The organism is Prochlorococcus marinus str. MIT 0918 (assembly GCF_027359415.1).
Lineage (GTDB): Bacteria > Cyanobacteriota > Cyanobacteriia > PCC-6307 > Cyanobiaceae > Prochlorococcus_E > Prochlorococcus_E marinus_C.
Genome location: NZ_CP114780.1, coordinates 639,702 through 653,232, shown reverse-complemented (window position 1 = coordinate 653,232; position 13,531 = coordinate 639,702). Strand labels below are relative to the sequence as shown.

General features: G+C 30.6%; 12 protein-coding genes and 1 tRNA gene. 6 read left to right on the top strand and 7 right to left on the bottom strand.

Annotated elements, in window-relative coordinates:
• Positions 1-43: 43 nt before the first annotated feature.
• Complete coding sequence (locus tag O5636_RS03505) at positions 44-709, bottom strand: Fe2+-dependent dioxygenase (protein WP_269623237.1); 666 nt, start codon at positions 707-709, stop codon at positions 44-46.
• Between the two features lie 150 nt (positions 710-859).
• Here O5636_RS03505 and O5636_RS03500 point away from each other — a divergent pair, with 150 nt between their 5' ends.
• Together O5636_RS03500 and O5636_RS03495 are read left to right on the top strand one after the other, a co-directional pair.
• Positions 860-1,888 carry an extracellular solute-binding protein gene (locus O5636_RS03500; RefSeq protein WP_269623236.1) on the top strand — a complete coding sequence of 343 codons (1,029 nt, stop codon included), beginning with the start codon at positions 860-862 and terminating at the stop codon, positions 1,886-1,888.
• A 77-nt stretch (positions 1,889-1,965) separates the two neighbouring features.
• Positions 1,966-2,050: transfer RNA gene (locus O5636_RS03495), tRNA-Ser, on the top strand.
• Between the two features lie 535 nt (positions 2,051-2,585).
• Here O5636_RS03495 and O5636_RS03490 read toward each other — a convergent pair.
• Together O5636_RS03490 and rpmG are read right to left on the bottom strand one after the other, a co-directional pair.
• On the bottom strand, positions 2,586-3,119 hold the full coding sequence (locus O5636_RS03490) for a hypothetical protein (RefSeq protein WP_269623235.1): 534 nt from the start codon (positions 3,117-3,119) through the stop codon (positions 2,586-2,588).
• Positions 3,120-3,610: 491 nt separating this feature from the next.
• Positions 3,611-3,808: a 50S ribosomal protein L33 gene (rpmG, locus tag O5636_RS03485; protein ID WP_269623234.1), complete on the bottom strand. Its 198-nt coding sequence runs from the start codon at positions 3,806-3,808 to the stop codon at positions 3,611-3,613.
• A gap of 177 nt (positions 3,809-3,985) precedes the next feature.
• Here rpmG and O5636_RS03480 point away from each other — a divergent pair, with 177 nt between their 5' ends.
• Both O5636_RS03480 and O5636_RS03475 read left to right on the top strand, forming a co-directional pair.
• Entirely contained in the window at positions 3,986-4,993 is a 1,008-nt protein-coding gene (locus tag O5636_RS03480) for an ElyC/SanA/YdcF family protein (protein WP_269623233.1), read from the top strand.
• A 1-nt stretch (position 4,994) separates the two neighbouring features.
• Entirely contained in the window at positions 4,995-6,170 is a 1,176-nt protein-coding gene (locus tag O5636_RS03475) for an MBL fold metallo-hydrolase (RefSeq protein ID WP_269623232.1), read from the top strand.
• Between the two features lie 38 nt (positions 6,171-6,208).
• Here the strand turns inward: O5636_RS03475 and O5636_RS03470 are convergent, their stop codons facing one another.
• Both O5636_RS03470 and pseI read right to left on the bottom strand, forming a co-directional pair.
• The gene (locus O5636_RS03470) at positions 6,209-6,676 is read right to left on the bottom strand and encodes a GNAT family N-acetyltransferase (protein WP_269623231.1); all 468 of its coding nucleotides are present in this window, start codon (positions 6,674-6,676) and stop codon (positions 6,209-6,211) included.
• A gap of 7 nt (positions 6,677-6,683) precedes the next feature.
• On the bottom strand, positions 6,684-7,763 hold the full coding sequence (pseI, locus tag O5636_RS03465; protein ID WP_269623230.1) for a pseudaminic acid synthase: 1,080 nt from the start codon (positions 7,761-7,763) through the stop codon (positions 6,684-6,686).
• Positions 7,764-8,123: 360 nt separating this feature from the next.
• Between pseI and O5636_RS03460 the strand changes: the two genes are divergently transcribed.
• On the top strand, positions 8,124-9,413 hold the full coding sequence (locus tag O5636_RS03460) for a DUF4910 domain-containing protein (RefSeq protein ID WP_269623229.1): 1,290 nt from the start codon (positions 8,124-8,126) through the stop codon (positions 9,411-9,413).
• 28 nt (positions 9,414-9,441) lie between these two features.
• Here the strand turns inward: O5636_RS03460 and pseC are convergent, their stop codons facing one another.
• Together pseC and O5636_RS03450 are read right to left on the bottom strand one after the other, a co-directional pair.
• Entirely contained in the window at positions 9,442-10,605 is a 1,164-nt protein-coding gene (gene pseC / locus O5636_RS03455; protein ID WP_269623228.1) for a UDP-4-amino-4,6-dideoxy-N-acetyl-beta-L-altrosamine transaminase, read from the bottom strand.
• A 149-nt stretch (positions 10,606-10,754) separates the two neighbouring features.
• Positions 10,755-11,996, bottom strand: a complete 1,242-nt coding sequence (locus O5636_RS03450) for a hypothetical protein (RefSeq protein WP_269623227.1) — start codon at positions 11,994-11,996, stop codon at positions 10,755-10,757.
• 479 nt (positions 11,997-12,475) lie between these two features.
• Here O5636_RS03450 and O5636_RS03445 point away from each other — a divergent pair, with 479 nt between their 5' ends.
• The gene (locus tag O5636_RS03445) at positions 12,476-13,516 is read left to right on the top strand and encodes a glycosyltransferase family A protein (RefSeq protein ID WP_269623226.1); all 1,041 of its coding nucleotides are present in this window, start codon (positions 12,476-12,478) and stop codon (positions 13,514-13,516) included.
• Positions 13,517-13,531: the final 15 nt, after the last annotated feature.

Sequence of the window (13,531 nt, the reverse complement as noted above, 5' to 3'; positions counted from 1 at the left end):
CAGGTACAAAACTTACTAAGGGGAGTAACATTTGAAACTTCTTTCAATCTCCTAGTCTTCTAAGTAAATTGCTATAGGCTTGAAAAACCAAATCCAGCTCTTTAGATCTACCACTATTTGCAAGAATTCCTCTTGCTCCTGCATCTAACCCGAATAGTAAATTTCTATCTTCATTATTAACCACATAACTTTGTATCCACCCTACGCAAACTATTCTTTCACCTGCGGTCACCTTGTTTACAGAATGTAGAGTTGTGCTGGGATAAATAACAATATGTCCTTTTGGCAGCTTGATTGTTTTTTCATCTTGTAATGATTGAATTGACAGCTCACCTCCTTCATATTCATTTGGATCGTTTAGAAATAATGTAAAGGATAAATCGCTTCTTCCTGTACTCATATATGCATTGTCTATATGGCTACCATAACCTTGTCCCTTACAGGTTTTAGTGAACATTACACTATGTACTTTTCTTGGCAATGCAAAGCTTTTAATTAATTGATCTGAAGTAATTTCTTCAACAATTAGATTGCTATTTGATATAGCAATCTCAGATTTTTTACTTAGTTGTAGATTATTTTTTTGCTTAGCAGCTAATGAACCAGCTGTGTTTTTTCCGCTTTCCCATGAGGTTGGATTTATTTCGATACTCTGAATAATTTTTTCTGCCATGTTCTTTTCTAAGAGTGGTTTTATTAAGCATTCCATTAGTATTAAATGAAAATTTGAGCAATTCTATTTTAATCACTGACTTCCATGAATCATTTGATACTTTGCAATGTATCGTTGGTATGAAGAACTTAAGTTGTCTCAACTTTTTTATAAACTTAGGTTAGACAATTTTCTTTAAGTAAGTAAATGAAAACTCTAGGTCGTTTTATCTCCTCTTTGACTGCGACTACAATTTTTATTGGATCAGGTCTGGGGGTGACATCAAAAGCTTCAGCTAGAGAAGTTCGGGTTTATTCAGGGCGCCATTACAATACTGATAGACAAGTATTTAAAGATTTTGCAGAAAAAACTGGGATTAAAGTGCGATTAATTGAAGCAACAGGAATTTCTTTAATAGAAAGATTAAAAAGAGAAGGTTCTAATTCAAAAGCAGATGTTATTTTACTTGTGGATGCAGCAAGAATAAGCAATGCTGCAAAAAGCGGACTTTTGCAGCCTTATAAATCGGAGAAGCTTGATAAAAATGTACCCATCAAATATAGAGACTCCAGATCAAGGTGGTATGCCTTAACTAGAAGAGTAAGAGTCATGGTTGCTAACCCCAAAATAGTTGATATTACTAAGATTAAAAATTATTCCGACCTTGCAGATCCTTCTTTAGCAGGTTTAGTTTGCTTAAGAAAAAGAAATAGTCCTTATAATCAATCTTTAGTTGCAAACCAATTAATTCTTAAGGGAGAAAAGCAAACGAAAAAATGGTTGAAAGAAATGCTTTCAAATGTATCTCAACCATACTTCCCAGGTGATATTGGTATAACTAGAGCTGTAGCTCAGGGTAACTGTGGCATTGGAATAGTTAACCATTATTATGTTGCACGAATGTTGGCTGGTGTTAATGGAGTTAATGATAAAGGTTTGGCAAGGAAAGTTAAAGTAATAACTCCTAAACCAGCGCATGTAAATGTTAGTGCAGGTGGATTGGCTAAATACGCTAAAAATAAAATTGAAGGTATTAAATTACTAGAATTTTTAGCTTCTCCCCAAGGTAGTTCTGGTTTAGCAGGCCCTACTTATGAACATCCTTTAAAAGGATTTAATAATAGTAAAGAAGTAAAGAAATTTGGTAAATTTGTTCCAGATAATGTTTCTATAAGTCAGCTTGGTAATAATAATACAAAGGCAATAAAACTTATGACAGAAGCGGGTTGGAAGTAATCACTAAAAAATACTTCATTTGTTAGAAGGGAAAAAGCTTTATTCTATAAAAGTGAATTCAAAAAGGTCTCTTTTTGGGAGGGGTGGCTGAGTGGTCTAAAGCGAACGACTCGAAATCGTTTGACAGGAAACTGTCCGTGGGTTCGAATCCCACCCTCTCCGTTTCCATAGACATGTGTCCATACAATGTTTAAAAACACTAGTCTATGAAATCGATCTGGAGAATTTTAATGAAGTGGATTATTGGGTCCATTTGTTGTATGTAGTGGAATTTGTTGTGGGATATACCAAAATGTTGTGGGATGGAATCGTGTGTTGTGGGATATATGAACCGATTTGGAATTATTGTTCCCATACTTACCACCTATGCTTCATATATACCCGATACATTGTTGGAGAATTTCTCAAAAAACTATGCATTTAAAGGGATCTATATCTATTATTCTTTTTAGATTCATTCGCTTGCAGTTTTCTAATGTGATCTTCTTCCCAATGAGTTTCTGATTTTGACTTTCTTCCCAATAATATTCAGGCGTAAGTCCAATTACTTTGCTTATATCTTTGATTGCTCCTTCAAAATCTATTGTGCTCTCTTTTGCTTCTGAACGCCCGCCATAAAGAATCCAATCGTCGTGAGTAGAGATATCTATTACCTTTGAAAAATCAGAAATAGAATTTGTAAATTGATTTTATATTACTAAAATTGCTTGTATATAAGTGCGGTGCATAAATCTTTCTTTACTATTTTAAAAATTGGAAGTGAATTTTCACCAAAACGAGCACAATATTGAGTATTATTTTCCATTATTCCTTCAATGTATCTGAATTGAAATTCTCTTAGAGTTTCTTTATTAACGCTAATGAATTGGTATGCATTTATGTCTCCATTAGGTGACTTATGTATTGATATTTTTTCTATCTTAGGAAGATTTTTTGAGAAAGTAAATTTGCAGCCTTCTAATTTGTGCCAACTTCCATAATTTGTTTTCCACCCACCGCCTGTCTCTTTACAACTTTTAAGTTCCTTTTGTAAAAGTTTAGGATTTAGCAAGACTTGTGCCTCATATGGAAGAGAAGAGATAGGCTGAAGAATTGGCTCAGCTGGCTCTTCTTGTTTTAACGTTTCTGCATTTTTTGCGCACCCAACTAATAGTGGAAATAGCAATATTATACTTATTTTGTTTTTATTAAATATACTTAATCTTTTCAGGATAATTGTAATTATTGACATTTAGCTTAAGCGAACGCCTTGTCTAGTTTATCTAGTGTACGCGAACTTATTTATCTAGTCAATCTAGTAGAAGAACTAGTTATACTCTTATATGCTTGTTTTGCAGAGAGAAGTGCTAAATCAAGTATTTTGATTATTTAAGATTTGATTTTTAAAAATTGAGGGAAAAATAGGTGAGTGATTTCGGTATAGATCAAAACAAGAAAAAATGCATAAGGGATATTGGTATATCTTGTCTCATGAAATCTAATGCAAGTTCAAAGATCCTCAGCTAGAAATACACTCCCCCTTCCATTCCATTGATATCAGAAGGCATCCTATTTCTAGAAAGGAAAAAATTTATTGTTAGTGACCATAAAAAAGGGTTTGGGTCGAAATAGCTGCAAGAGTTATTGTTAGATAATTTTTTTTAGTTAGATATTATTATTCATGATTAAAATTATAAATGCTAGAAAAGAAATTTCTTCTTTTAGCGCACATTGAAAATATAGTTATTTAATTTCTTTATGGATGGTCATCTTATTGAGTTGAGGACAGAACTTTTTAAGTTCTAACCTTTCAGTTGTGTTTCTCCGATTCTTTTCGGTGGTGTATCTTGAAACTCCAGGAGAGCGCTTTTCTGAAGCTGGAGCTGTACGACACTCAGTACACTCTATGGTGACTACTATCCTGGTACCTTTCTTTGCCATGAATATGCTTTCCGCTTTAGGAGAGTATTAATATTAATTATAATCCTACTACTTAATAGGTTGATTTTAAAAGACACTACTGAATTCAATTCTTGTTGTTGCGCATGATAATAAAGTGCAAATAATACGAGCTGTATGTTGTAGGGTATAAGAGGAAAGGTTGTAGGGTATTTTTAAATGTCTCTGAGGGATAGGGATCTTAGAGAATTAAAAGCTAAGAATAGGAGGTATAAAGTTTCTGTTGGGAATGGAATCTATGTTGAAGTTTACCCTAATGGTGGTAAATATCTACTATGGAAATATCATTTTCCTTCTGGGAGGAAGGGGCAACAAAGATGGTATCAAATTGGACCATATGGAAATTCAGATGGTCAATGGACAATCAAAAATGCTCAAGAAGAGAAAGATAGATTAGATGTTCTTAGGAAGGAGGGAATTGATCCAAGGCTTAATAAATTATCGTTAAAGGTTAAGCGAAAATCACAATTGATTTGTTCAAATAATTCTATAAACCCTGTAAAAAATCTCGCCAATATAAAAGAGAAAATTATTGCGGAGCTTATAGAATTCAGAGACATTTCTAATGATCTTGGCAATCAAGTTGTTGAAAAGGATCTTTGCTATATAATTCTTGGTCATGAAATAGATCAAAAAACATTTGAATTATCAACTTCTGGTAAAAATCGGTGTAAAGTACTTGCTCAACAAATAAAATCATCACTAACTAAAAAATATTGCGTGTTTTTTATGGGATTAGGCAGACTACAAGGTAAATGTAAGTTATCAATATCAGAATGTATGTTTAAATATTTTTCTGATAATTATTTTATTCCTGAGCAGTATGTTCTTGAAAAGAGATCATTAGATACTGTTGGTGATGCTGTCTTCTCTTATGAACTTCTCAACTTTATTGGCTTTACTAAACATGTATGTGTCGTAACATCTGATTGGCATTTGAAAAGATCTAAAGTTATTTTTAAGAAAATATTTGATTCGAGATTTAAGCTTTCTTTTTGTGCGACTTCGGAATTAGATGATATGGCAGAAATGGATAAAATCAAGATAAATAATAATGAAGAAAAGTCTATTAAATTATTTAGAAAACAATTTAAAAACTATAATCCTAAACAATTATGCGCATCTAAATTTCTTAAGATTAATCATCTTCTTTATAATAAGAACTAATATGAAGTTAACTCATCTAAACCATAGTAGTGTTATTTGTGAATCTGATGATCAATTATTGATAACTGACCCTTGGATGTTCAGTAATGCTTTTCATGGCTGGTACCAATCCCCTTATCCACACTCATGTACGGTTAAAAAGATTTTACCTTCATCAGGCAAGTTATCTCTTGTAGTTCTTTCACATGCACATGATGACCATGTTGATGATATTTTCCTTTCTCAACTTTTAAGAGAAACGAAGGTTATAATTCCAAAGATTAGAAACCATAGCTTTGTAAACAGAGTTTTAAATTCTGGAATAGATGAAGAATGTATAATTGAAGTTGATGATAAGGGTGTTAGCATAGGGAACTATTTCATTTCATCTTTTTTTGATGGCTCTTTAAGTAAAGAAGACTTTATATTTACTATTTCTTGTGGAGACTCTTTTTTTATACATGCTAATGATAATTGGCGAGAATTTTCTGAAACAACGAAAGATTATATTAAGGAAAAAATCTCTATTAGTAGATCAAGTAATATTGTATTGATGGCTCAGGTTGGCTTAGCAGATTCTTATCCCCTATTTTATAAGGGTTTCCCCTCATCTAAGAAAAAAGATATAATTTCTAGTAAAATAGAATATATGTGTGAGTCTTTAATATCTAATTGTTCTAAATTTGGAATTAAGACCGGTTATGCATATGCAAACCAAAGTAGATTTACAAACGATTTTCTAATTGATGATTTAGACTTTGATCCGTATTTACTTAGAGATCAAATTATTAATAAATACTCAAAACATATAAAACAGTTGTACCCTTCAGATCAAATTATAAATGGGCAACATATAATTGCTGATGGAAGCCAAGAATCAATAATCCAGGCTAGACTAAGAAAATTTCAGCAATTATATTCGAAATATAAAGATTCTAAAACCGCTAGGACTTTGAACGTTGAATTTAGATTAATTGATGATATTAAAAAGAAAAAAGATACTATATTCTTATATGCTCCAGCTAATATATGGAATGATATTTTAAATGGTACGATAAATTTAGAGTCTATAATCACAGGTGGAATGGGATTTATAGATAAACCAGAAGATTATAATATGAAAAATGAGTACTTATTATTATCTAGTTGGGCTTATATAAATCAGATTAAGGCCAAGAAGGAACTTAATCTGCCTTAGTATTCAGCTGATTGATTTAGGGAATACAAATAAAATAATTAATTACATTTAATATTTTCTAAAATATACTTATTTATATTCTGCTCAGTTTTATGTAGTTTGAAATAGCATTTTTTGAAAAGACTTATGCTTTTAACATTTTCTTTTTTTATTTCTGCAATTATAAGTTTTATATCCCCAACTTCTTCTGCTAATCTTTTCACTGCTTTTTTAAGTAAAATCTCTGCATAGCCTTTCCCTCTGTAAACAGGTGCAATAGTTATACTTATTGTATAGGTACTTTGATTAGAGTCTTCTTTTTCAAAACGAACAATTCCCATTGATTTATTATTCAATTCTCCAATATATATTATTTTATTCTTATCAATGAGAGCATTTTTAAACCATTGCGAATGTTCATTCCAGTCGATTGCCTCAGTATTTTTAGACATCCTTCTAGTTAAAATCTCATTTCTCCATTCCCAAACTTCTTTCTTATGAGAGTTATTTAATTTAGATAGTTTCATTTGATAATTAATCTAATGATACTTCCCCCATAATCATACTTAGCTCAAATGCCTCCCCATATTCTATATCTCTTGACGCTCTGTGCCCAATTATTTTGTTTATATATTTAGGTAATAAGCCTTTGCCTGGTCTTATTGATCTAACATTATCAGTTGTTATCAACTCACCTTTATTTATTTTTTTAACAACATAAATTGATCTTCTGTTTTTTAATACAATTGATTCTGAATCTGTAGGTTTGAATGCCGGAGTTCCTTTGGCAATATTTGCTGACTCGCAATCTTGTACTAGTTTTTCTAATTCTTTAGGTTCTATTGAGAATTCACTATCCACTCCTCCTTTAGAACGATCAAGTGTAAAATGTTTTTCTATAACAGAAGCGCCTAAAGCGATTGCTAATGTTGGTATAAATGTACCTTTTGTATGATCAGATAGACCTGTAATAACATTAAACTTTTCTCTAATTTCACATATTGTAGACAGGTTGGCCTCTTTAATAGGAGCTGGGTAAGAAGATGTACAATGAAGAACCACTATTTGATTAGCACCCTCTAAATTAGCAGTTTTAATCGCTTCTTCTATTTCAAATAGAGTTGCCATACCAGTTGAAATTATAAGAGGTTTTTTCGTCTTTGCCATTTTTTTGATAAGCTCCAAATCTATTATTTCCGGTGAGGCTATTTTATATATAGGATTATTGAGGGATTCAAGTAGATTTACAGCTGTGTAATCGAAAGGAGAAGAAAATAAAGTGATTCCTATTTTTTTAGCATATTCAAACATCTCTTGATGCCATTCCCATGGAGTATGAGCTTCTTCATAAAGTTCATATAATTTTCTCCCTTCCCATAAGCCATCTTTTATTATAAATTCAGGTCCATTATGATTAATTGTAATAGTGTCTGGAGTATAAGTTTGAATCTTTACAGCATCAGCACCACATTCATTAGCAGTCTTTATTATTTTAAGAGCATTTTTTATACTGCCATTATGGTTGCCTGACATTTCTGCAACTATATATGGTTTATTGCCTTCTCCTATTTTCTTTCCATCTATTTCAATAATAGAACTATTAATTCTAGTCATTTAGTAGAAAAGGTAGAAAAAATCATTTTAAGTTCTATAGTCCAAGAGTAGCAGTGAATTGTTTAATTTGATATATTAATATAATGATCAAATTAAATTCAACTAAGATTAGAATAATAAAGCTTAGAATTGATTTTAGATTCTTCTTAGGACTATTCTCTTTGGATCGTTTAGCTCTATCGATTTAGCACTTTTGTAAATATTAAAGTGATCTATCTATATAATTCTTTTAGGGTTTAATGCTTTTAACTTTGATTTTTTCATTTAAGTACACTATTAAGCTTTTTAATATTAAATCAGTAAATTTTCCATTATTCTAATATAGGAATCTTGTTATATTAAAATCTAATTTCAGAAGACATGAGTAATCAGATCAATTACAACGATATTCCCTTAATAGATCATATTAAGAAGTTGTACCCTTATTGCAGGTCTCTTACAGGTGATGGTGCCAGAGAAACATTAAAATATTTTGAGAAATATCACCCTGAATACAATAGGTTGGTTTTCCCTTCGGGTACTAAGGTATTGGATTGGGAAATACCTTATGAGTGGAATATCCAAGATGCATATATTGAACATTTAGATACTGGACAACGTTTTGCAAGATTTAGCAAAGATAATTTACATATAGTTGGATATTCAGAACCTGTTGACAAGATAATTGATTATAAAGAACTATTACCTAGAATTCATACATTAAAAGAACAGCCAGATTGGGTCCCTTATGTAACTAGTTACTATAAAAAATATTGGGGGTTTTGCATGTCGGAATCTGAAAAAAAACAACTTCCAAAAGGTAAATACAGAGTTTTTATAGATTCTACTCTTCATAAGGGAAACCTTGAAATTAGCCATGCTTTATTAGAAGGCCAATTAAGTCAAGAAATCCTTTTCACTTCTTATATTTGTCATCCGTCAATGGCAAATAATGAATTAAGTGGCCCTGTCGTTTTAAATGCATTAATGTCTTATATTAAAAAGACATATAAAAGTACTAAATATACTTATAGATTTATTATGGAACCTGAAACTATTGGTAGTATTGCATATCTTTCTTTATTCTCTAATACTTTAAAAAATAATGTAATTTGTGGTATTAATTTAAGTTGTGTAGGAGATAATAGAGGTTATTCCTATGTACAGACACCATATAATAATACTTTGGCTGATAAAGCTTTAAGGTCAGCTCTTTACCAATTAGATAACGTTAAGGAGTATAGCTTTTTACAAAGGGGATCAGATGAAAGACAGTACTGTTCACCAGGAATAAGACTTCCCGTATGCACATTTTGTAGAACTAAGTTTGGAGAGTATCCTGAATATCATACTAACGCTGATAATTTAAATGTGGTCAATGAGGAAGGTTTGCAAGGAGCTTATAGTGTTTTAAAAAATATAATAGACTCATTTGAAATAGGTCTTTATCCTAAAACGAAAGTTATAGGTGAACCTCAATTAGGTAAGCGAGGACTATATCCAAATATTTCAGAGAAGAACGCATATCAAAAGGTGAAAATAAGAATGAATTTATTAGCATATAGCGATGGGAAAACATCTATATTTGATATTTCTAGCTTTATAAAATGTAGCTTAAATGAACTTTTGATTGAATATAGAAATCTTAAGAATAATGGATTAATAGAATAGTCTAAGCTTAATAATCTTTGATATATTACTACAATAATGAGCTTAAATCATTATAAATACGCTTTAACTCATTATCACTTAATCCAGGAAATATTGGAAGCGACATGGCATTGCTTGAGTATTGTTCTGCTTTTGGAAAAAGTCCATTCCTAAACCCATATTCTTTATAATAAGGTTGAAGATGTACAGGTGTGTAATGAAGCTGTACACCAATATTCTTTGAGCGCATTCCATCAAAGACTTTTCTATGGTATTCTTGATTTTTATTATTTAATCTAATAATAGCTAGATGATGAGAAGACTTAATATTGTCTGGCACCTCTAGAAAATATAATGGTAAATCTGAAAAGATATTCTTATAACTTTTAAAAATACTTTGTCTTTCTGAAATAAAATAATCTAGCCTCTTAAGTTGACTTAGACCTAACGCTGCTAATACATCAGTCATTCTATAATTGAAACCTAATAATTGTTGCTCATAGAACCAACTATTAGCTTTTTTATTGATGAAATCATTTTTATTTTTGACAATACCATGACTACTTAAGAGTCTTAATTTTTTAGCAAGAAGACTATCATTAGTCGTAGCAAGCCCACCTTCTGCACTAGTAATTATTTTTACTGGATGCAAGCTGAAAACAGTGATATTACTGAATTTACAACTTCCTACAGGATATTCCTTATAAAAACCTCCTATTGCGTGACTTGCATCTTCAATGATAGAAAAACCATATTCCTTAGAAAGTTTATAAATAGTTTGCATGTCACAACTAGTTCCAGCTAGATGAACAGGGATCACTATTTTTGGTAATTGGTCTTGTTTTTCAGCTTCTTTTAGTTTTTTCTCAAGCTCATCTGTAGACATAAGACCTGTTTTTGGGTCAATATCAACAAAATCAATCTCAGCACCACAATATCTGGCACAATTAGCTGAAGCTACAAATGTGATAGGGGTTGTCCAAAGAATATCTCCTGGATTTAGATCTAAGGCTAAGCAGGCTATATGAAGAGCACTTGTGCCACTATTAACGGAAACAACATATTTACAAGATACTTTGAGTGATGCTTCTTTTTCGAACTCCCCAGTAATTGGCCCTTGTGTCAGGTAATCGCTTTTTAAAACCCTAATAACACTATCAATATCATCTTGACTAATATTTTGACGTCCGTATGGGAGGAATGGCAGATTCATAATCTATTGTAGTTACCAATGGAGATAAACAAAAGAACAGTGGTTTGATCTTTAATAGCTTACAGCTTCAATTAGAATTAGATTTTTCGAGTTAGAAGAAATTGTAGATTTTAGTAAGAATATTTTCAATGGAAGCTATTTAATTATAATTACCCATTAATTCCTGTTAGAAAGCTTACTCTGATAGAAGTTAAAATAATTCCTATAAAAATAGGTAATAAAAAAATAAATCCAAGACTATCTTTTTTAGCTAATTTCTTGGAAATAATATCTAGACATTTTAAAATACCAATTGTGAATAGAAATGAAAAAACAAATGAATATCCTTGTAGATGAACAGCTGATCCTTGTTGGAATAACATTATATATAAAATGAAAGACCAGCTTATAGGGAGTAAAAGCCATCTAGAATTTATATCACTTTTAATAAGTATAAAGATTCCAACTATAGAAAATAAAGAAATTATCGTTAATCCTGAGATCGACATAATGCAGTTGAAAGATGCAATATTTCTCATTAATATTGATAAGTCTTGGTTGCTTAAGCAAACACTTAATCTATTGCCTCCTAGGAATTGTAAAGAGCTGAGGAACCCACCATGATGAATGTTTTGATAACTGTCAATACCTATTCTAAATAAAGAACTAGAACCATTATGAATAATTCCAAATGTTGAATATTTGGCAAGATTTAGTTGAGTGAAATATATAAGAGTAGGGAGTAGAAGCACCAATTTATAATAGATGCCTTCATTATTCTTTGATAAATAGGGAGGCATTACCTCATTTAGCCTTTGTTTACTTGAAATATTTAATTTTACAAAAATGTATATAATTATATTAAAACTAAAAATAAAAAATGACCATATAAAATTGCATAACCCAGCAATTAATATACTTATCAAACCTAATTTATTTTTTTTATATCTGAATAATAATAATGCTGTAAGCATAAACCCTAGGTAAGGGACATCAGACCAGGGTGCAAGCATCATTCTGTAAGTCCAAGGTGCAGTTATAAATAATATAAATGCTTCTGAGCTAATAATTATATTACTATTACTCTTCTCCTTACCTAAGATAAAAATAGCTAGCTCTGCAACCAAAATTCCAACTGAACTTATAAATAAATAATCTAAGAATGGACCATATTGTACTATTTCCATATTTGGCAATATCTTTATTAAGGGTATGTAGTGAAGATAAGTAATTGCAGGAACTAAATATAAATATAATTGAGTTTCTCCTAGTGAATTTATATCTATTTTTTCCCAGGAAGTAAGTCCAAATTTTAGCAAATAGTTATTATTAAATATATTTTGAACAGCATTAATCACCCTATCTTCATGAAAAGGTCTCCACTCTATACCTAGAGAAGAGTTCGCATCCATTAGTCTATAATAAATTACTGATATTAATATATATATTATAATTCTTACTAGGAGATTATTTGCGTTTGATTTATTAATAAAGTGTTTTAAAAAAATCTTAGGATTGACTTTTATAAATTGAGGATAATTTTTTGAACTCATTTTAATTTGAACAATTCAATTCATATATTCCAATTATATGATAGCAACATCTTTTTTTAGAGAAAAATCCAATAGATTGATTTTTCTTCAGGATAAATTTGTTATTCTTAGCTAAGCTTTTTTTAGTCTCTTTTTCCATAGATCTCAGTAGAAAAATCAAGAGATCCCTTCTCTTTGCTATCTATCAGATTTATTTTAAATCTCTTTTATTTATCTTAGAGGTTGCAATTAAAGATCAATGTTAGTAAAATTTAAAAATATTGATGTATTCATATAAAAAATACGTCATATCATAAGCGAAAACTCTCAACATAGCTTAGACATATTCAAAAAGCATCATGGACCAATATCTTAATGGTAAAAACACTATAAATACTATTAATTCTCCTTTTTCGATTTCTTTAGTAATTGGATGTATTTTTGATGATATAGATATGTGTAAAAAGATTTTGGGTGGATTAGGTCAGAATTTAGATTACCTTGATGAAATTATATGTGTGATAAGCAATGTGCCTCAGGAACAACTTGACGATCTAACTACTCTTCCTGAGAAATTGCAGCTTTCAAAAAAATTGTTTGTTTATGTCTTTAATCAGGTTTTACTCCCAGGAGAAGCGCGCAATTATTGCATTAAACAATCAACCAGTAATTATTTAGCATTTCTTGATGCTAGAACTATTCCTGAGAATAACTGGTTATCAAATGCCTGTGAAATTCTTAAAAGCAATAATAAATTGGCTATTTTAGGTAGGACTAGGTATATATGGTCTTCTACATTTGAGGAATGTTTTATAGCCTCAACTTATGGTCAAAAGGCTTTAATAACTATACCTGGAATGGTTATTAATAAAGCTTTATTTTGTAAAATAGGTTTTTTTATTCCTTCTTTAAGATCTGGTGAAGACGGTGAATGGATAGAGCGAGCTAGATATTTTTCTAAGAAGCTCAAGGATCAGAATATGATTCCCTTAAGATATGAGAATATTAAAGGTAAGACCTTCTTAGAACTGTGTAGAAAATGGTATGAAAATTATTCAAATAATTCAGTAAAATTATTAATATATCAAAAGCAAAGATATCTTTATATACTTTTTTTTGCCGGTCTATTAGTATCCACAGCATTAAGCTGGAATAATAATATCGCAGGTTGGGATCAAGACTATTTTTTATTTATACCTCATATTTCTAAGATTACTGTAACCTCACTTGCCTTAATTTACTTTGCCTTTAGGGTTTTTATTATCCCATTTAAAAAAGGTATTAAGATATTTAAGATTGGCCCAAAGAAAATAATATTTATTTTTCTTATTAGCTTTACTCTTGATATTATTAAGACGCTTGCTTTCTTTAGAGCAAGTATAAAATCAGACTCTGGCTAATTTAGTTATGCTTTT